The sequence below is a fragment of the Francisella opportunistica genome (assembly GCF_003347135.1).
Taxonomy (GTDB): Bacteria; Pseudomonadota; Gammaproteobacteria; order Francisellales; family Francisellaceae; genus Francisella; species Francisella opportunistica.
In genome coordinates this window covers 354,413-374,607 of record NZ_CP022377.1, presented here as the reverse complement: position 1 = coordinate 374,607, position 20,195 = coordinate 354,413, and the positions used below count along the sequence as shown (strand labels likewise).

Genomic DNA, 20,195 nt, shown 5'->3' with positions numbered 1-20,195 from the left:
TTTTATCCATTACCCTAAGTATTTGATTTCTTACATTTTTTATAAAATATATAGATCATGTTTTAGATAAATGGCTTCCATCAGAATAAAAAGGCGTACCATCCTGGTCTAAATTTTTACAGTAGCCGTTTTTACAGAAAGTATTATACGGGTTTATAAAGTAAACATTTGTATGTTTCGATGCGTACTCTTCTAAAATCTTATTCACATTTATTGCGGCTATATTTGTATCTTCATTCTGCAATTCTAAACAGTTATCAGAGTTAAACCACTTTAATTTAGTAATACAATTCATAACATTAAATTTTGATGCTCCTGGAACATCTCCGATAATAATTAGTTTACGATTACCAATAAAGCTTAATAGCCTATCTAGAGATTCCGTAAATGGCTTATAGTCTTTATATGAGGACATTTTACTTGTATTTATATTTAAACTCTTATGATTTTTCAGATATCCAGCTACATTTAACTGAAATTCATAACTTGCAGAATATATTAATACGCTATTTTTGCTTTTTGATAGTTGAGATAACACTTCTTTATATCCAGTTCTTGCACTTTCATCAAATACTGCTTGGTTTGCATCTATCCTGGTTATTCCCGGTAAAAGTAGCGATGATGCATACTGACCAGCACCACCACCAGATACAGTAAATATAGTTAATTTATCTGGTTTAGCAATTACGTCCACTATACCAGTATCCAACATTCCTAAATGACTGTCTCCCATCATTATAATATTAGGGTAATTTGTTTTACCTTGGTATATTAACCCTCCTGAGAAATCAGCACCTCCCCAGTTTTCTTCATGGTATTTAGATATATCTTTAACTTTATCTACAGCTTGTGGTGATTTAGCTCGCCAAACCCAACCATTGCTATAAAATATTGAACATCCCAAAGCTACAAATAATATTATCATAATCGACCATCTTGATAATAACCAAATTTGTTTTGATTTATTCTTCGGTATAGATTTTCTAAAAGGTTGCTCAATAAAATAATACATAAGCGTAGCTATTAATATTGAACTAGCCAACACCATAAATTTAGATAAAATGGATAAATCAAAAGCTTGGCCAATATCTTCATTGTATGTTTTCACAAAAACAATCAACGGCCAATGAATCAAATATAGAGAATAACTAATTAAACCTATAAAACCTATAATTTTGTTTCTTAGTAAATATCCTGCAAATTTTGCTGCGCCTGAATATATAAGTAGAGCAGTACCAATACATGGTAATAAAGCATTATAACTAGGAAACAAAGTATTACTATTATATGCAAATATAGGATATAGAGTAAAGATAAAACCTAATAAACATAATATTTCAAGTATCAAATTTTTATCATTTTTGTATTTTAATAGCCATACTAAACTAGCTCCAATACAAAATTCAAAAACCCTAAAGGGCGCTAAATAATATAAACTCGATAAATTTGTAACTTGTCTATGTATAGACCATCCTAAGCTTAATAAAAATATTACTGTTATCGATGGTATAAGGATCTTCTTATTTATTTTAAAAATAATTAATAATGCAATAGGCCAAAAAATATAGAACTGCTCTTCGACTCCTAAAGACCAAGTATGAAGTAGAGGACTTGATTGAGAAAATATATCAAAATATCCTGCCTGTTTGTAAAAGAAAATATTTGATAAAGATATAGCAGCTGTCGCTAAAGAGCCACCATAAACCTTAAATTTTGCTAAATTTAATAACCATAAAGACAATACAAATGATATACCTAAAACAAATAATAGAGCAGGCAATATCCTTCTAGCTCTTCGTGTATAAAAGTTTATAAAACAAAATTTACCGTTAATCTCTAATTCTTTAATTATAATATTTGTAATCAAAAAGCCAGAGATTACAAAAAATATATCTACACCTACATAACCTCCGCTAAATAAAGAAAAATCTAGATGTACAAATATGACAGATAATACTGCTAAAGCTCTTAAGCCATCAATATGTTTATAGTATTTCAACTACAGCCTCCAATAAATATAATCTTTTTCAAACTCAGATTTATCTAAACTGCCTTTGATATCAAAGATAATCTTTCTAGAATTATGCGCATATAGACTATCAAACTGCTGCTTTGTTATATCTTTAAATTGCTCATGACTAACTGCGATAATGATTGCATCTAGATTGACCATTTTATCTAGATTATCAAATTCAAGTCCATACTCATGTTTAGCCTCTTCCTTATCTGCTACCGGATCTATAATATATGGCTCTATACCATATTCATTGAGCTCTTTTACCATATCTATAACTCTAGTATTCCTGGTGTCAGGGCAGTCTTCTTTGAAAGTAAACCCAAGGATTGCCACTCTAGCTCTCTTAACAGGTATATCTGCAGATATGAGTTTTTTGACTAAATTCTCAACTACAAATTTGCCCATACCATCATTTATCCTACGACCAGATAGTATTACCTGAGAATGATATCCAAGCTCAGCTGCCTTGTACGTTAGGTAATATGGGTCAACGCCAATACAATGCCCACCAACCAAGCCTGGCTTAAAGTTTAAAAAATTCCATTTAGTTGCAGCAGCTGCTAAAACCTCTAGAGTATCAATACCCATCTGATTAAATATTATCGATAACTCATTAACAAAAGCTATATTAACATCTCTTTGAGAGTTTTCTATTACCTTAGCAGCCTCAGCCACTTTTATACTACTAGTTCTGTAAACTCCAGCCTCTACTACTAGCTCATAAACTTTTGCTATAGTATCCAAAGACTCTTCATCCATACCAGATACTACTTTGATAATTGTTTCTAATCTATGGGTCTTATCCCCAGGATTTATCCTCTCGGGAGAGTAACCAACTTTGAAATCTTCACCAGACTTCAAGCCAGACTCTTTTTCAAGTATTGGTACGCAAACATCTTCTGTAACACCAGGATAAACAGTCGATTCAAACACAACATAAGCGCCTTTGACAAGATTCCTACCAACCGTCTCACTTGCCTTAATAATCGGCGTCAAATCAGGAGTTTTATCTGCCTTAACTGGTGTAGGAACTGCAACAATATGAAACTTACACTCTTTAAGACTTGTTTCATCACAACTAAACTTCATTGTCGTATTTCTGACAGCCTCATCTCCTACTTCTTTTGTTGGATCAAAACCATCCTTATACTGTTGCACTTTTGCTTCACAGATATCAAATCCTAACACATCTATTTTTTTAGCAAACGCAATAGCTATTGGTAAACCAACATAGCCCAAGCCAACCAATGAAACCTTTTCTCTTTTAGCGACTATATCATCATATAAATTCATAATTAAAACCCTTATTATAATTGCTGTAGATATGCTTTAACAACAATACTTCTATCAAAATCTTTTTCTATCTTAGCTCTAGCTTTAACACTCATGGCTATTTTATCATCATACGACATATTTATAAACTGTTCTAATGATTCATATAAGGATGTCACATCATTAGGCTTACATGATAACCCTGAGATACCATCATCAAAAACTTCTCTACATCCAGGAATATCTGATGCAATTATTGGTCTACCTATCGCAGCTGCTTCTAGCATTACATTTGACATCCCCTCATGGTATGATGGTAAAACAACTGCATGAGCATTGATTATTTTCTCTTTTGTATTATCAGTAAAACCACAAAAGTTTGTTGATTTTATGGCATTGATTTGTTGCATAAAATTAACATTATTTTCATCGCAAAAACCATAAATATCAAGACTAATATTTTTATATTTTTTCTCAAGAATAGCAAAAGCTTCTAATAATTCATAAATTCCTTTTTCTTTCATTATTCTACCAAGAAAAACAAATTTTAATACTCCCTCATCCTTAGGATACTCGACATATTTATTTTCATCTAGATTTACCCCAGATCCTGGTAATAATATTGATTTTTCTTCACTGATTATTTTCTTAACTATAAATAACTTTTTATTCTGCTTATTCTGAAAGAATACTTTTATGGCGTTTTTAAATGATAACCTATATAAAAATATAATAAATTTCTGAATAATACCATCATTAGCAAAAACACTTCCTAAGCCAGTCACATTTGGATAAAACTTCTTTCTGAAAAACAAATTCACTAATCCAACATACAAATTTGGTTTAATTGTATAGCTAAAAATGTAGTCAGGTTTTTCTTTTTTTATTATTTTGAAATAGTTAAATAAAAGAAACAAATCCTTAAAAGGATTTTTGCCTCGTCTATCTATATCAATATTTATATATTCAACACCAACACTTTTACAAAAATCTATTACTTTGTTAGAATATGGTGTTACTAGTATTATCTCATACTCTTTAGCAGCAAAAGCCTCGATTACTTCTCGTCTGAAACGATATATTACAATATCAAAATCATTAGCTATGAATAATAACTTACTTCTCATAAGTCAAATTCCCAAAAACTTTATTAACAAAATCTACTTTTTTAGCAAGCACTCTAATAATTGGGTTAAATATCACCGTTAGATAAGTGTTCTTAGCCAAAACATTTTTCCTATAATCTTTAATAAATTTTGATGTATTAAAATATTCACTATCTTGAGGTAGAAAAATCCCATATTTAGTTTGTAAAATTATTTCTGCAATCTCTTTAGATAAATTATCTATCGATATAACACTTCTTTGGTTATTAATATTAGGAAAAATAAAAGCATACTTTGCAAGTTTTAGCAGCTTTGGATAATTGCCTTTAGATCCGTTGCCATATACCATGGGAGGTCTAATTATAGCAATATTAAAGCCATCACTAATCAATGTATTTAGCTTAATTTCAGCTTGTAACTTACTATCTCCATAAAAGTCGTCTGGTTTAGGCTCGGTATCTTTAGTTATAACTTTTTGCTGACCTATCGGCGCACTATCACCATAAACTATAATACTACTTAAAAACACAAACTGTCGAACACCTTGATCTTTAGCCTTCTTTGCTAGATCATAAGTTAGTTGTGTATTTATCTTATAGTATTTTTCTTTTAGTTTAGGTTCTTTTGAAGTATGGGCGATTCCTGCCACATGCAAAATAGCATCATAACCATTCAAATCTATGTTTACCAAAGAAACATCACGTAATGATATTTTATCAATATCAAAGTTATCCTTACAAAACTCAGAAAACGAGTTTCCAACGTAACTATTTATACCAGTGATTAGAATTTTCTTTTTCATTTTAAATATTTCTTATTAAGTTTCTCATTATTATACTTAGATGGATAATCAAGCTCATAAATCATATGACGTACCCCGTATCTAAGAATGAGAACAATTGATAACGCTAAATTCGTAAACATCTCTTAGAGCAGAGGCTAATTTTCTATCTGCTGTAACTAAAATACATTCGCATAAATTGGATTTAGCGGCGATAATAGCATCTGGTAACTTTAAAGCTTTTTTCTGCCTAAAGTTTACAATTTTTTGTATTAACTCATAATCATCTGCAACAAGATCGTATACGGTAACTTTATTTAAAAATTTCTCGAACAATTTCTTATCATTAGAAGACAGTTTTGTAAAAGATAAAAACTCAATCTTACTAATTATTGAAACAGCAATATAATCAGCATGAGTTAATAACTTGATAAGATCTTCATTTCCCTGCAAGAGCTGAATGATTGCATTAGTATCTAAAAAATATCTATTTCCACTCATCTCTTAACTTTCTTTGTTCACTCACAACATCACCTCTCCAAGATAATTTACCAGCAACATCAGAGAAATCATATTTCTTTTTTTCATCATTCTCATCAGGCGTTAAAATAATTACCTTAACGTGTTTTAAATTTAAAGAATCATAGAGACTGGGTATTGTTATTGAATTTTGTTTCACATCTGCTTCAAATTCAATTGCTCTCATGATTGACCTCACTTAGCTATTTATGATTATGTTAGAAATTATAACATAAACCATACACCGCTTAATAATGTTTAATTCATAGTTCATCTTTTATAATCGTTATATTCTGATCTTGTACTATAGGTTTATTTTTTATTTGCTTACCACCTAACATCATTGTCTCAGGATAGATAAGTTTTCAACATTATATTCTTCTGGTATCTCTTGCGTTATGGTTCCATTTGGCAATTGAAAATATATCTGACCGTTTTACTATACACATTTGCCGCACCATTATTTAAACTTTCTTTCTGTGCAGCTCTTACTGCTTTTGAAGCTACTTTCAAAATATTTTTTGCTAATTCACTCATCATAAATCCTTTATAAATAGATTAAAACATTCCTCATCTAATACTTCATCATCTGCTTAATGCAAAAGTTGTTTTACCACTTCCATTTGCTCCAGCTATAATAAAAAGAGTTTTTTCTATAATCACATTATTTTCTTTCATGCAATCTTCTCACTCAAAATTCAACATTTAAAATTATCAATTATTATAAATCCTCTTTATTACCTAGAGAACCTGTACCACCTTCAACCACACCTTTTTTCGCAAAAACAGAAAATACTGTCAAAAAAATACATTTTAAATCAAACCATGTACTTTTATTTTTAAGATAATCACCATCAAGCTTAGCTTTATCAGGAATTGGTAGTTCATCACGACCGTTAATTTGCGCCCAACCTGTCAGACCCACAGGCACATCATTTGCCCCATATTTATCACGCTCAGAAATCAAATCATCTTGATTCCACAAGGCTGGTCTTGGCCCAACAATGCTCATTTCACCCTTTAAAATATTTATGATTTGCGGTAGTTCATCTAGAGATGTTTTCCTTAAAAATGCTCCAACCTTAGTTATACATTTAGATGGGTCCTGTAATAAGTGTGTTGGCATATCTTTTGGAGTATCAATATACATAGTTCTAAACTTATATATATAAAAAAACTGCTTATCTTTACCATAGCGCTTTTGCTTAAAAAATATAGGTCCTTTTGAATCTTTCTTTATCATAAAAATGATAACTAAAAAAAACGGGCTTAATAACACCAGCCCAATAAAAGAAAGTAAAATATCAAGCAATCTTTTAAAAAATTTGTAAAACATAAAACTATTACCCATTCAACCTATGTTCAAACTCAGGAACAATTTTCTTTAATATTCTAAGCTGATCAACATCATCTTTCATCAATAATTCAATATCTTGATTTAGAATATTAATATCATAAAATGTCCTTTTGCCGATGAAGATGTCTTTATAATTAGTACTAATATCATTTTCATCTATCAAAAGCTCTTCGTAAAGTTTTTCACCTGGGCGCAGGCCAATTATCTCGATAGCAATATCATCTCTACCAGAGAGCTTGATAAATTGCTTAGCAAGATCAAGTATTTTGATAGGTTGCCCCATATCTAAGACAAAAACTTCAGAATTTTCTGCAATAGCTCCCGCTTGTAGCACTAGTTCACAAGCCTCCGGTATCAACATAAAATAGCGCGTAATCTCTGGGTGGGTTACGGTGACAGGATCACCATTTCTAATTTGCTCTTCAAATTTTGGAATCACACTACCACTACTACCAAGCACATTACCAAAACGCACTGCAGCAAGCTTAGTATTTTTTGGCGCAACATTTTGTAAATACAACTCACAAATTCGCTTGGTAGCTCCCATCACATTAGTTGGGCGTACTGCTTTATCAGTAGAAATTAGGATAAATGACTCAACACCGGCTTCTATAGCTAGATCTATAGCATTTTTAGTACCTAAGATATTATTTCTAATTGCAATAGAAATATTCTCTTCAACCAACGGAACATGCTTATAAGCAGCGGCATGAAAAACTATATTTGGTAAATATTTTTGAAAAACTTCAGCCAATGCCTTTCTATCACAAACAGAACATAGCACACTCTTAATATTAAAACAATTACACTCTTCAGTAATCTTATATAGGTTAAACTCACTATGATCAACCAATATCAGCTCTTTAGCCTGGTATTTGATACATTGACGCACTATTTCAGAACCTATACTCCCTCCGGCCCCTGTGACTAAGACCACTTTGCCTTTAATAAAGTTAGAAATAGACTCTTTGTCTAAACTCTTAGAATCACGTGCTAAAAGATCATAAACCGAAACTTGCTTAAGCTGCGACATAAAGCTTTCATCTTGAAGTATCTCTTCAAGAGGCGGCATAATTCTAATTTGACCAAAATCTTTCTCTAATTCTTTATATATCTTTTTGACTACTTGATTAGCATTTCTTGGTAGTGCAATAACCAAAAGATCAAACCTTGTAGAAAGCAGCAGCTTTCTTAACTCAGCATTAGATAGAACTTTTTTACCATCAATACTTCTTCGTTGTAAAATTTCATCATCGTCAACAAAACATTTGATGCGATAACCAGCTGAAGCAAGCTCTTGAGCTATTTTTGTTCCAGCAGCACCTGCACCATAGATAACTGCAGTTTTGCTTTTATGCATGGTTCTTCTATTGATTAGGTACCAATAAAAGTAGACACTTAAGTTTATCAGGAAAACATAAAATAAAAATTCAGAAAATATCAGTGAAAATCTAAGCTTGCCATAGAAAACAACAGCCAATAATACGAATACTGGCAAATTGATAAAAACCTTGCGTAGGAAAGTCTTTTGTGTCGACTTGCGCCAGCTTGCCATATAGTCCCTAAGCAGCAAAAAAGATGACAAACATCTCAGCAGCATCACAGCAAGTAAAAAATGTAAATTAACATCCTGTTTGAAAATATAGAAAGTCCAATTTACCGTAACAATAGTCAAGACTATTATTACTAAAAGATTTAGCGTTCTATTATCACGGAAAGACATTTATTAGATTTTACAAAAAACACTAGTAGGTAGGATTATAGCAAAATATTATGTCCTTAACTAGGTTGTGTGCACAAAAATAATTTTTTATCGTAACCAAATAAAAGTACAAGCCAGTTTAATCATTCCTAGATATGCAGATATGGTTTTATCGAACCTAGAGAAAACTCTTCTAAAATGCTTAATTTTAGAAAAGAAATTTTCTATTAAATGTCTTTCTTTATATATTTGCTTATCAAAGTCTATTGGATTTATTGTATTTGATTTATAAGGTATAACCGCCTGGGATGATTTACTTTCTATATGTTCTCTGATTTCATTAGAGTGATATGCTCTATCAGCTATAACCTTTGTTTTTTTTATATATATTTTGCAAAAGGTCTATTGCTGGTTTGCTATCATGTGTTTTACCTTCTGATAATAGTATTTCGATTGGATTACCTAAAGCATCAGTCATAGCATGAATCTTGGTGGTTACTCCTCCAACTGATCTACCAATAGCTTGATTATCATTTTTATCATATCCTGTAGCACAAGCATGTGCCCTTGCTATTGTTGAATCAAGCATAACTTCTTGCAAATCAGGATCCTGGACTGATTTAAATAGCTTAGAAAATATACCTTTATCACACCAATCTTTGAAACGCTTATGTATCGATCTATATTTGCCATAATAAAATGGTAACATTCTCCATTGGCAGCCTGTACGCAATACATAGAATACTGCTTCAATAAATAACCTTAATTTCTCTTGATTGTTGGTATGTACACCTTTTTGTGATTTTAAGAATGATAAAATACTTGACCAATATACTTCTTTTATATGATAATTCATTTGCTAAACCTTTGATATTTAATGCTTTTCAACTCTTAAATAACAGCAGTTTAGCTATTTTCAATCTAATTTACATTTTTTGTGCACAGAACCTATATTTCATTAATATAAACTAAGATTTTCTTAGCTGAAACTGATTCACTAGTTTTTACATTTTGCAAATACCAAGATACCCACAACTCCTTTATCAGAAAGCTAATCTTGGTTACATCTACACTATTACTAGTAAAATGTTTAGCAACAATCTTTTTCTCTAGCTTAGCTTTAAGCTCATCAACTTCTATTTGGTAAGTTCTATCTCTTTGCAAGTTTAATTTAGCTTTATCTAATCGATTTTCTAAAGCTTGAATATAATACTTATACCGCTGTAAGTAAGGCATAGGTTGAGATAAATAATTGTCAGCAAAAAGCTCATTTAGTTCATTTCTGACAGCTGTAAAAAGTTCGATAAAATTAACAGCTATTTTCTTAACATTAAGCTTCTTATCAAGCTGCTCTTTTGCTTTGACAATCTCTGTAAATAATAACTCGACTTTAGTTTTATTAGTTGTGAAGCTCTCTAGCCCCCTATTATAAAACGCTTCAAATGCTTGTTTTGTATATGGTAAGCCAAATACATCCCCCCTCCTGTCATCTTGAACTTGATTCAGGATCTCATTACTATTTTTAGTATTATCATCAGAATCAAAAGATTCCGGATCGGAGTCCGGAATGACAACGTTATTAGCTTGCTTTTTAATATTAAAAAAACTCAAATCAATAGCTTTATCAATAACACTATCTTTTGAATCATTAAATTTTAATGACATTGATAGACTTGTTAAATCATTGTTTTTAATACTTTTCAATAAATGACCTTGCAGACGCAATTTGACTATTTTTTTCAAAGCATTCTGCATACAAATAGCAGCCTCATCAGGAGTCGCTTTATAAGAAATTCTCACGCCATCTTGATACTCTTCAAGACAATTATATACCTTTACATTTATACCATAATTTTTTGTCTGACCTATTGGTGTAATATCACCAAATTCCCAATCATAATAAACCTTATTATCTATTACTTGCTTAGGTTTTTGCACTAGGTTTTTAAGCTTTTGTTTTAGCTTGTATATATCTTTATCTATTGCTAAGATTTTACCCTGTTCATCAACAACTTTTATATTTAACACTAAGTATTTTTCAAACTCTTGATTATGCCAAATAGTTTCATCAACAACAAAACCAACAATTCTTGTAATATGTTTTGCAATAACAGACTTTAGCGGCTTATACCTATCTACTTCAAAATTTATTGACTCAAATATAGTCTGAGCATAAGTTGGCACAGGGACACAATTCTTACGGATATTTTTTGGTAATGCTCTTAGTAGCGCGATAATCTTATCATATAAAAAACCATACACACCCCACTCTAGTACTGTAGGATTGATATCATTAAGAAAAATAATAGGTACCGTAACAGTTGCACCATCTCGCTCATCTAATGGGTCAAAATGATATTCTAATGGTAAATGGATATCGCTAATACTTAAAGTACCAGGAAATTTCTGCTGTGTGATATTTTCAGCATCATGTTGCATCAGCGCTTTTATATCAAAAACAAAACTTTGTTGTTGCTCTTTCGAGAGAGTCTTTGACCATTTTTCGAAAGTCACACCATCATAGACACCTTGAGGTATAAAACTAGCATAATGCTCAAACATTACCTCTTCACCAACCAAGATATCTCTTCTACGCGACTTGTTTTCAAGCTCTTCAACTTGGTTTATAAGCTTAAGATTTTGCTGATAAAAATATGCCTTAGAATCAAAATCACCATTAACTAAAGCCTCACGGATAAAAATCTCGCGTGCATCTTGAGGATTTATTTTTGAATATTGCACCAACCTTTTTGAAACTATCTCTAAACCATAGAGTGTCACTCTTTCATTTATGATTACAGCTCTGCGTTTTTTGCTCCAAATAGGCTCATCATATTGCTTTTTAATAAGATGCCCCGCCAAGCTCTCCACCCATTCAGGTTCAATCCTTGCAACATTGCGCGCATAAATCTTGGTTGTCTCGACAATTTCTGATGCTATTAGCCATTTTGGCTTACTTTTGAACTGCGAAGACCCTGGAAAGATGAAAAACTTAAGTCCTCTAGCGCCTAGATATTCAACATTTTCATAGTTATAACCAATATTACTTAAAAAACCACTTGCTATAGCTTTGTGGAGATTTTCGTAATTTAACAAAGATAAGCTGTCATCCTGAACTCGCTCACTGAGTACTTCGACTTCGCTCAGCAACCTCTTGTCGAAGTGCAGGATCTCACTATTCTGACTAACATCCTTATACTCAAAAGATTCCGTATCAAATACGGAATGACTGGTCATTTTAGTGTTTGCACCATTTGATAAAACCTGTCTATTATCCTGAACTTGATTCAGGATCTCACCACTTTGATTATCATACTTACCAAGAGATTCCCGATCGTGGCCGGGAATGACGTAGGTATTATTAAGCTTCCAGCCAAACCCATGAACGACCTCAACAATCTGCCTATAAATATCATTCCACTCATTAAACCTAATCGGTGAAATAAAATTCTTGCTAAAATATTCTTTCTTTTCTCGATTTGATAAATCTTTGAGATCTGTATTTAACCTATTTGCTAAGTTTAGAATAGCAACAAAATCCGATGAATTATGCTTATCTATTGCATGCTTCTCACCTGCTTTTTGCTGAAAGTTTAGTGGTCGTTCACGCGGGTCTTGAATACTCAAAAAACTCACAATCGAGACTATCTCCCTGAGACATTTCTGTCTATGGCCTTCGATAACTATTTTTGCCAATTTTGGATCTAAAGGCATTGCAGCCATTTTCATACCATCAGCAGTGATTTTTGCTTTTGAATAATTTAAGTCAGATATTGCTTGTAGCTCAAATAACAATTTAAAGCCATCTTTGATAAATCTCGAATCTGGAGGATCTATAAAAGGAAAATCTTGGATATTACCTAACTTTAAAAATAACATCTGTAAAATTACAGCAGCTAAGTTAGTACGCAAAATTTCCGGCTCTGTATACTCTTTACGATTATTAAAATCTTCTTGACTATATAGTCGCACACAAATACCTGCTGATAACCTACCACAACGTCCTGCCCTTTGGTTAGCACTGGCTTGCGAGATTTTTTCTATTGGTAAGCGTTGCACCTTGGTACGATAACTATACCTACTCACCCTAGCTAAGCCCGAATCTATAACATACTTTATGCGCGGCACAGTCAAAGAAGTCTCAGCAACATTTGTCGCTAAAATAATTCTGCGTGTAGAACCATCAGGATTAAAAATTTTGTTTTGATCCTTATTTGATAGCCTAGAGAATAAAGATAAAACTTCGGTAAACCTAAGATCTTGTTTATTTAGATATGCTAAAGTTTCATGAATATCTCTTTCTGTTGGTAGAAAAACTAAAATATCACCTCTACCAAGTTCATCAATAGCATATAGAATTCTTTCCTGCAGTGAGAACTCTGCAAAATCCTCATCATTTTGATAGCGGATTTCTACCGGATAAGTTCTACCACTGATTGTAATAACTTTAGCATTATTAAAGAATCTTATAAACTTGTGGTAATCGATAGTTGCAGAAGTTATAATAACCTTAAGATCAGGTCTAAAAGTTAAAATTTTCTTTATATACCCAAGTAAGAAGTCGACATTTAAACTGCGCTCATGAGCCTCATCAATGATAATAGCTTCATATTGAGACAAAAATCTATCGTTTTTTATCTCTGACAAGAGCACACCATCTGTCATTACTTTTATCAAAGTATTTTCAGATGTCTGATCAGTAAAGCGAATTTTATAGGCAACTTTTGACTGATCACCAATTTCTGCAGCAACTCTAGCAGCTATAGCTCTAGCAGCAAGCCTCCTAGGTTGAGTTTGTCCTATCAAACCACGCTTGCCCAAACCAAGCTCTAGACATATTTTAGGCAGCTGTGTTGACTTACCCGAACCTGTCTCACCTGCTACTATTATTACCTGATTTTCTTTGATAAGGTTTTTTATCTGCTCAACTTTGTCACTAACAGGTAAGTCTGGATAGGTTACCTTAGGTAAAGTTTGCTGATTAGTCGATGCAACCAAAGCCTCCAACTCAGCAATAATCTCAACATCTGGATTTTTTTTAGTTTTCAGAATTGCTATATATTTAGTGCGTAGTTTAGTCGGTATTTGGTTAAGAAGTGTATCGATATTTTGTTTAAACATTTAAATATTAGAGCAATTTGAGCTTATTGTTTAAGATTTCGATATTCAGTAATTGCTTTAGAGAATATAATCTTCAAGAAAACTGCCAACAGCGCAATAACGATTGATAATATCACTCCAATTATTATTAGTTTAACTGTAGATAGCTTAGAGTTTTTTGCATAAATAATATTACCAATTGCAACTACTTTTGATTGTAAGCTTGCTAAACTTAGTTTTAAATCTCTCTGAGAATCTTCTAGTGAAAAAACTTTATTTTGATAGCTATTTATTCTATCCATATAACTAGCTAATAAAGTCTGTCCTTGTAAACTACCAACATCTCTACTAGCCAATAGCTGTTTTAAATAAACTTGATCACTCTTTATAATTTGTTTATATCTGTCAATATTCTGTTGGTTAGCTGCTAGAGTTTGTTGTAGATTTTCTTTCCATAACTGTAGCTGGCGTTGCACAATATCCGAACTAGAGAATTTCTCCATAATGTCACTAAAAAGTGTATTAACTGTACTTTTATCACTTAACTTAGCTGACGTTGATAATGCAAAATAGGTAGATTTTTCATCTCTATTAGGTTTTATCTTTAGCTCATCTCCAGGTTTTATAATATCAATATCATTTAAAATTTTGTTATCAGGTTGTGACTGCTGCGTATCTTGGAGAAGATTATCTAATATTATATTCAACTTATTGTTAGCGATAACTTCATTACTAACATAACCTTTTAGATAATATGGTGGTTGAATCATCTGCAAATAAGTATAACTTAGACTAAAAAACCAAGCTGCTGCCGCAGTCAAACAGCAACCTAATATTAATACCGCAAAAAATGTCTTTATATTAGGTTCCATGAACAAAAAAATCATCTAAGCCAAATAAAGGTGCTTGCTAATGCTATAAAGCCGAGGAAAGCAGAACAAGTCTTATCAAACCTAGAGAAAACCCTTCTAAAATGCTTAATTTTAGAGAAAAAGTTCTCTATCAAATGTCTTTCCTTATAAATATGCCAGTCAACATTATGGCCTTTGGTATAGTTTTCTCTAGCAGGAATGACTGGTTTATTTTTATTTTCCTCAAGGAATTTTATATTTTCTTCAGAGAAATATGCCTTATCAGCAAGAATATAAGCATTTGTTATTCCTTCTAAGAGTTGTTGTGAGGGTACAATATCATGGACATTACCAGCAGTTATTATAAATCTAACGGGATTTCCTAAAGCATCTGTAAGAGTATGAATCTTTGTTGTTAAGCCACCCACACTTCTACCCAAAGCATTGATTTCATTACCATTTATCTCATAACCACTAGCACACGCATGTGCTTTAACAGATAGTGAATCTATCATGAACTGTTGTGAATCAATGTCTGAAACATAAGTCATTAGATTATTCCAAACACCTTTGTCAGCCCAGTATTTATAACGCTTATGGATGGCTCTACTATTACCATAATCCTTGTGAAGATATTTCCACTGAGCTCCTGTTTTTAAGATAAAAAACACTGCTTCTATGAATCTTCTAAGCTTAACTACATCTTTTGTATGCAATCCTTTTTGAGCTGTTAGAAAAGTTAAAATAGTTGACCAATTTGTTTCTGATATGTAATATTCCATATATGTTAAGTATGTTTTTTTGTTTCACAAAACTATTTAAATATACTTAACTGCTTTATTCAATTTTTTTGTTCATGGAACCTACTAAACAATCCTACTAGGATTTTAGTTAAACTAATCTCTATATACTCATCATTTTTAATCTCAGCCATTATCTTTTTTTCCTTATATTTGCGCCAAAATTATATTAAAAGTTTTACTAGGCCTCATTACCGCAGCTAATTTTGCTCTATCCATATGATAGTAGCCACCAACATCAACTTTTTTGCCTTGAGCATTATTTAGCTCTTTGACAATTTTATCTTTATTAGCTTTTAGCTCTGCATAAATTGGCGCAAACTTAGCCTTTAACTCTGGATTACCAGTTTGCTCAGTGAGAGCTTTAACCCAATAAAAAGCTAAATAAAAATGGCTTCCTCGAGTGTCAAGCTCACCAACTTTACGACGTGGTGACTTATCATTATCTAAGAAATCTTTGTTTGCTTGCGCTAATGTCTCAGCTAAAACCTTGATTTTAGCATCCCTTGTCTTGATAGCCAAGTCTTCTAACGATGCTCCTAGTGCTAAGAACTCACCTAAAGAATCCCATCTTAAGTGATTTTCTTCAATAAGCTGCTCAACATGCTTAGGTGCAGAACCACCAGCACCAGTTTCAAATAAGCCACCACCTGCTAGAAGCGGAACAATTGACAGCATTTTAGCACTTGTGCCAAGCTCTAGAATTGGGAAAAGATCTGTTAAGTAATCTCTCAAGACATTGCCTGTAACAGAAATTGTATTTTTACCGGCTTTCATTCTCTTTAAGGAGTACTTGGTTGCCTCTATTGGTGATAGGATTTGGATATCTAAACCAGTTGTATCATGTAAGATTAGATATTCATTAACCTTGGCAATTAGGTTTCTATCATGCGCTCTTTTTGAATCTAACCAAAAGATTGCTGGATTCTGGGTAATTTTAGCTCTATTAACAGCTAGTTTAACCCAATCTTTGACAGCGATATCTTTTGTCTGACAAGCACGCCAAATATCTCCCTTATCGACTTGATGTTCAAATATCACTTTACCACCAGCGTCGATAACCTCTACTTTTCCATCTGCTTGGATTTCGAATGTCTTATCATGTGAGCCATACTCTTCAGCCTTTTTCGCCATTAGACCCACATTAGCAACATCGCCCATAGTCGCAACATCAAAAGCACCATTTTCTTTACAGAAATCGATAGTTACAGCATATACACCCGCATAACATCTATCTGGAATCATCGCTTTCATATCTTGAAGCTTGCCAGCTTTGTTCCACATTTTACCAGATGCACGAATAGCTGCTGGCATTGAGGCATCAATAATTACATCACTTGGCACATTAAGATTGGTAATACCCTTATCAGAGTTTACCATTGCTATATCAGGTTGCTTAGCAAATACTTTCTCAATATCAGTATTGATTTTGTCTTGAAGATCTTGAGGCAGCTGTTTAATCTTCTCAAGCGCATCACCCCAACCATTACGCGGATTGACACCAAGCTCTTTAAATTCTTTGGCATATTTTTTGAAAACATCTTCAAAGAAAATCTCTACAGCATGACCAAATAATATTGGGTCAGAAACTTTCATCATTGTAGCTTTTAGATGAAGCGATAATAGAGTCCCCTCTTTTTTAGCTTTAGCGATTTCAGTTTTATAGAACTCTCTCAAAGCTTTAATAGATATCTTAGTAGCATCAACAATTTCTTTTTCTTCTAGTGCAAGATTATCTTTAAGAACTGATTGAGTGCCTTTAGTATCTGTATGTACAATCTTCATAGTAGTCGCTTGTGGAACAACATACGACTTCTCATTAGCATAGAAGTCATTATTAGTCATGCTCACAACATGTGATTTTGAATCTTTTGTCCACTCACCCATAAAGTGCGGGTGTTTTTCAGCATATTTCTTAACAGCATCAGCTACTCTGCGATCAGAGTTACCTTCTCTTAAAACTGGGTTTACTGCACTACCTAAGACTTTTGCATACCGGCTTTTAATCTCTTGATCTTTGTCATCTTTTGGCTCAAAAGGATAGTCAGGTATTTTATAACCTTTTGACTGAAGTTCTTTAATTGCCGCTGTCAATTGTGGAATTGAAGCACTAATATTCGGCAACTTAATAATATTTGCATCAGGGGTTTTCGCTAGTTCTCCTAGTATCGTCAAATCATCAGCTTGCTTTTGCTCATCACTTAGATAGTCATTAAAATTTGCTAGAATACGTGCTGCTAGAGAAATATCTTTTGTTTCTAGCTTGATTTCAGCTACCTTAGTAAAGCTCTCAACTATTGGTAAAAAAGACCCAGTTGCCAATGCTGGCGCTTCATCTGTAAATGTATAAAATATTTTATGCATAAAATCTCCCTATAGATAGAATTTCATTTTTCAAATACTAACATAAAACTTAGTAGGTGTTTAATATCTCTTGTATTTTCTCATCAGACCTTGCAATTATTGCAAAACCTTTATGCTCAATTATTGGTCGTTCTAAAAGCCTAGGATTAGCAGCTACAATCTCAATAAGCTGACTTTCTGTAAACTCTTTATCGCTAAAGTTTTCTTTCCAAATATTCTCTTTCTTACGAATTATATCTTTTATCGAGAGATTAAGCTTTTCAAGTAATGCTTTGATCTCATCTTTTGATAAAGGATTATCTAGATATAGGTGTATGTCATAGTCGATATTGTTTTGGTCTAGAATTTGCTTAGCTTGGCGTGATTTTGAACATTTTGGATTATGATAAATTTTCATAATAATAATGAATGCGCTTACAATATCTCTCATTATAAATTACATTGGTGTAGAAGTCATAAAAAAATAATCCAATTAAGTTTATTTAATGTATCAATATAACTAAATGCTATATAATAAGTTTGTTAGTAGTTAATAAGTTGTTTTTAAAAATGTTTGAAGGCTCAGAAGATAAAAAATAAATTTAACAACTAATTTAAATAGTATCAGGAGGTCTTTATGAATACTAAACTATGGCACAAAAACTACCCCAAACAAGTACCTCTCTCTATAGATATTCCTAATATAACCTTAAATGATATGCTCAAAAGTGCAAATCAAGATTTTGCTAATGATGATGCACTAGTATGTCACGGTGAGAAAATAACATTTAGTGATGTTGATAACTATACTGATAAGTTTGCTGGTTTCTTACAAAACAACTGGCATCTCCAAAAAGGTGACCATATTGCGATTATGCTGCCGAATATTTTACAGTTCCCTGTGGTAATTTTTGCTTTGATAAAGCTAGGTTGTGTTTTTATCAATATAAATCCACTCTATACCAGCAGGGAAATTAAAGGAATTCTCCAAGATTCAAAGGCAAAAGGAATTATCGTGCTTTCAACATTAGCTCATAATGTTGAGGCAATTGCAGATGAGTGTAAAGACTTAAAACATCTGATGATTACAAAACTTGCAGATCTTTACCCAAGCCCTAAGAAGCAAATAATCTCTTTTGTAGCAAGATATCTTAAAGGTATGAAAAATAAATACACAAAAGACAAATTTGATACTTTTGCAGCTGCAATAAGCTCAGAGCATAAACCAGACTACTCAAAAATTGTCATAACTCCTGATGATATCGCTGCATTGCAATATTCAAGTGGCACCACTGGCACACCTAAAGGCACAATTCTCTTGCATAGAAATATTGTTGCAAATATCTATCAGATAAAAGCTTGGACAGAAGGCTTTGATGTAAATCTCAGTGAACAAATAGTTATCAACGCGCTACCGATATACCACATATTTAGTCTAACAGCTAATTTATTTCTGTTTTATTTCTCAGGTGCCTTACAGATTCTTATCCCTAATCCAAGAAATATCAAAAGTTTGGTTAATCAAATGAGGAAAAATAATTTCTCGACAATTTTTGGTGTAAATACTCTTTACATCGCTTTATTAAATAATGAAAAATTTAGAAAAAGTAAATTTAACAATTTTAAACTATCTATAAGTGGTGGCATGTCAACTCTCGAAGCTGTAGCGAATCAATGGAAAAAAGTTACCGGCATTGAGATTAAAGAAGGCTATGGATTATCTGAGATGTCCCCTGTAGTCACTGTCAATTCTCTTGAAGACTCTGACTTCAATGGTACTGTTGGCTTTCCACTACCAAATACTGATATTAGAATCTATGATGATAAAGGTAATGAGTTACCACCAGGTCAGATAGGTGAGATTTGGGTTACTGGACCACAAAAATCCCCTGGTTTTTGGAGTTTACCAGAAATAAACAAAGAGCATTTTACCGAAGATGGCTGGCTAAAAACTGGCGATATGGGTTATATCGATGAGCAAGGTCGTTTAGTAATATCAGGACGGATAAAGCACATGATTATCGTCTCGGGTTTTAATGTTTTTCCTAAAGAAATTGAGCTTGTACTAACCGAAAAAGCTGAAATCGAAGATGCAGCAGTTATTAGAGGGCATTCTGATGAAACAGGTGAAATGCCTGTCGCTTTCGTGGTCGTTAAACAAAGCAGTAAATTAACCGAAAAACAAATAATTAAGTACTGTGAGACTAAACTAGCTCACTACAAATTACCACGAAAAATAATCTTCAAAGATGAGTTACCTAAAAATACTGTTGGAAAAATAGATGTAAATGCATTACAAAAAGAATATGCTGAGAAGTATGAACAATAAATAAATTAAACAGCTTGC

Annotated in this window: 15 protein-coding genes and 1 pseudogene; 1 reads left to right on the top strand and 15 read right to left on the bottom strand. The window is 32.5% G+C overall.

Annotation, left to right across the window (positions count from 1 at the left end):
• Positions 1-55: 55 nt before the first annotated feature.
• From CGC45_RS01800 to arsC, 15 genes and pseudogenes are all read right to left on the bottom strand, one after another.
• Positions 56-1,999 (bottom strand): acyltransferase family protein, encoded by a 1,944-nt coding sequence (locus CGC45_RS01800; RefSeq protein ID WP_114702013.1) that lies wholly within the window; start codon positions 1,997-1,999, stop codon positions 56-58.
• Positions 2,000-3,310, bottom strand: coding sequence for a nucleotide sugar dehydrogenase (locus tag CGC45_RS01795; RefSeq protein ID WP_071628692.1), 1,311 nt, complete (start codon positions 3,308-3,310; stop codon positions 2,000-2,002).
• A 14-nt stretch (positions 3,311-3,324) separates the two neighbouring features.
• Positions 3,325-4,416, bottom strand: coding sequence for a glycosyltransferase family 4 protein (locus CGC45_RS01790; RefSeq protein WP_071628691.1), 1,092 nt, complete (start codon positions 4,414-4,416; stop codon positions 3,325-3,327).
• Positions 4,406-5,197 (bottom strand): NAD-dependent epimerase/dehydratase family protein, encoded by a 792-nt coding sequence (locus CGC45_RS01785; RefSeq protein ID WP_071628690.1) that lies wholly within the window; start codon positions 5,195-5,197, stop codon positions 4,406-4,408. The genes CGC45_RS01790 and CGC45_RS01785 overlap by 11 nt, the downstream gene beginning before the upstream one ends.
• Before the next feature lie 81 nt (positions 5,198-5,278).
• The gene (locus CGC45_RS01780; RefSeq protein WP_071628689.1) at positions 5,279-5,677 is read right to left on the bottom strand and encodes a type II toxin-antitoxin system VapC family toxin; all 399 of its coding nucleotides are present in this window, start codon (positions 5,675-5,677) and stop codon (positions 5,279-5,281) included.
• Positions 5,664-5,882, bottom strand: coding sequence for a hypothetical protein (locus CGC45_RS01775; protein ID WP_071628688.1), 219 nt, complete (start codon positions 5,880-5,882; stop codon positions 5,664-5,666). The genes CGC45_RS01780 and CGC45_RS01775 overlap by 14 nt, the downstream gene beginning before the upstream one ends.
• Positions 5,883-6,091: 209 nt before the next feature.
• Entirely contained in the window at positions 6,092-6,232 is a 141-nt protein-coding gene (locus tag CGC45_RS08985) for a hypothetical protein (RefSeq protein WP_162790229.1), read from the bottom strand.
• Positions 6,233-6,416: 184 nt separating this feature from the next.
• Positions 6,417-7,031 carry a sugar transferase gene (locus CGC45_RS01770; protein ID WP_071629945.1) on the bottom strand — a complete coding sequence of 205 codons (615 nt, stop codon included), beginning with the start codon at positions 7,029-7,031 and terminating at the stop codon, positions 6,417-6,419.
• Positions 7,032-7,038: 7 nt separating this feature from the next.
• Positions 7,039-8,775 carry a polysaccharide biosynthesis protein gene (locus CGC45_RS01765; RefSeq protein WP_071628686.1) on the bottom strand — a complete coding sequence of 579 codons (1,737 nt, stop codon included), beginning with the start codon at positions 8,773-8,775 and terminating at the stop codon, positions 7,039-7,041.
• An 87-nt stretch (positions 8,776-8,862) separates the two neighbouring features.
• Positions 8,863-9,610 (bottom strand): annotated as a pseudogene (locus CGC45_RS01760) (IS5 family transposase).
• A 92-nt stretch (positions 9,611-9,702) separates the two neighbouring features.
• Positions 9,703-13,875, bottom strand: a complete 4,173-nt coding sequence (hrpA, locus tag CGC45_RS01755; protein WP_071628685.1) for an ATP-dependent RNA helicase HrpA — start codon at positions 13,873-13,875, stop codon at positions 9,703-9,705.
• A gap of 23 nt (positions 13,876-13,898) precedes the next feature.
• On the bottom strand, positions 13,899-14,726 hold the full coding sequence (locus CGC45_RS01750) for a hypothetical protein (RefSeq protein ID WP_306669150.1): 828 nt from the start codon (positions 14,724-14,726) through the stop codon (positions 13,899-13,901).
• An 11-nt stretch (positions 14,727-14,737) separates the two neighbouring features.
• Positions 14,738-15,487, bottom strand: a complete 750-nt coding sequence (locus CGC45_RS01745; protein WP_071629399.1) for an IS5 family transposase — start codon at positions 15,485-15,487, stop codon at positions 14,738-14,740.
• Positions 15,488-15,652: 165 nt separating this feature from the next.
• Positions 15,653-17,869, bottom strand: a complete 2,217-nt coding sequence (locus tag CGC45_RS01740) for an NADP-dependent isocitrate dehydrogenase (protein WP_071628683.1) — start codon at positions 17,867-17,869, stop codon at positions 15,653-15,655.
• Between the two features lie 49 nt (positions 17,870-17,918).
• Entirely contained in the window at positions 17,919-18,266 is a 348-nt protein-coding gene (gene arsC, locus CGC45_RS01735; protein WP_071629944.1) for an arsenate reductase (glutaredoxin), read from the bottom strand.
• Between the two features lie 219 nt (positions 18,267-18,485).
• Here arsC and CGC45_RS01730 point away from each other — a divergent pair, with 219 nt between their 5' ends.
• Positions 18,486-20,177 carry a long-chain-fatty-acid--CoA ligase gene (locus CGC45_RS01730; RefSeq protein ID WP_071628682.1) on the top strand — a complete coding sequence of 564 codons (1,692 nt, stop codon included), beginning with the start codon at positions 18,486-18,488 and terminating at the stop codon, positions 20,175-20,177.
• Positions 20,178-20,195: the final 18 nt, after the last annotated feature.

What these genes read in the sequence shown, in the direction of transcription:
- CGC45_RS01795 (WP_071628692.1), bottom strand. Translation starts at nt 3,310, where the DNA reads ATGAATTTATATGATGATATAGTCGCTAAAAGAGAAAAGGTTTCATTG.
- CGC45_RS01790 (WP_071628691.1), bottom strand. Translation starts at nt 4,416, where the DNA reads ATGAGAAGTAAGTTATTATTCATAGCTAATGATTTTGATATTGTAATA.
- CGC45_RS01785 (WP_071628690.1), bottom strand. Translation starts at nt 5,197, where the DNA reads ATGAAAAAGAAAATTCTAATCACTGGTATAAATAGTTACGTTGGAAAC.
- CGC45_RS01780 (WP_071628689.1), bottom strand. Translation starts at nt 5,677, where the DNA reads ATGAGTGGAAATAGATATTTTTTAGATACTAATGCAATCATTCAGCTC.
- CGC45_RS01775 (WP_071628688.1), bottom strand. Translation starts at nt 5,882, where the DNA reads ATGAGAGCAATTGAATTTGAAGCAGATGTGAAACAAAATTCAATAACA.
- CGC45_RS08985 (WP_162790229.1), bottom strand. Translation starts at nt 6,232, where the DNA reads ATGAGTGAATTAGCAAAAAATATTTTGAAAGTAGCTTCAAAAGCAGTA.
- CGC45_RS01770 (WP_071629945.1), bottom strand. Translation starts at nt 7,031, where the DNA reads ATGTTTTACAAATTTTTTAAAAGATTGCTTGATATTTTACTTTCTTTT.
- CGC45_RS01765 (WP_071628686.1), bottom strand. Translation starts at nt 8,775, where the DNA reads ATGTCTTTCCGTGATAATAGAACGCTAAATCTTTTAGTAATAATAGTC.
- hrpA (WP_071628685.1), bottom strand. Translation starts at nt 13,875, where the DNA reads ATGTTTAAACAAAATATCGATACACTTCTTAACCAAATACCGACTAAA.
- CGC45_RS01750 (WP_306669150.1), bottom strand. Translation starts at nt 14,726, where the DNA reads ATGGAACCTAATATAAAGACATTTTTTGCGGTATTAATATTAGGTTGC.
- CGC45_RS01745 (WP_071629399.1), bottom strand. Translation starts at nt 15,487, where the DNA reads ATGGAATATTACATATCAGAAACAAATTGGTCAACTATTTTAACTTTT.
- CGC45_RS01740 (WP_071628683.1), bottom strand. Translation starts at nt 17,869, where the DNA reads ATGCATAAAATATTTTATACATTTACAGATGAAGCGCCAGCATTGGCA.
- arsC (WP_071629944.1), bottom strand. Translation starts at nt 18,266, where the DNA reads ATGAAAATTTATCATAATCCAAAATGTTCAAAATCACGCCAAGCTAAG.
- CGC45_RS01730 (WP_071628682.1), top strand. Translation starts at nt 18,486, where the DNA reads ATGAATACTAAACTATGGCACAAAAACTACCCCAAACAAGTACCTCTC.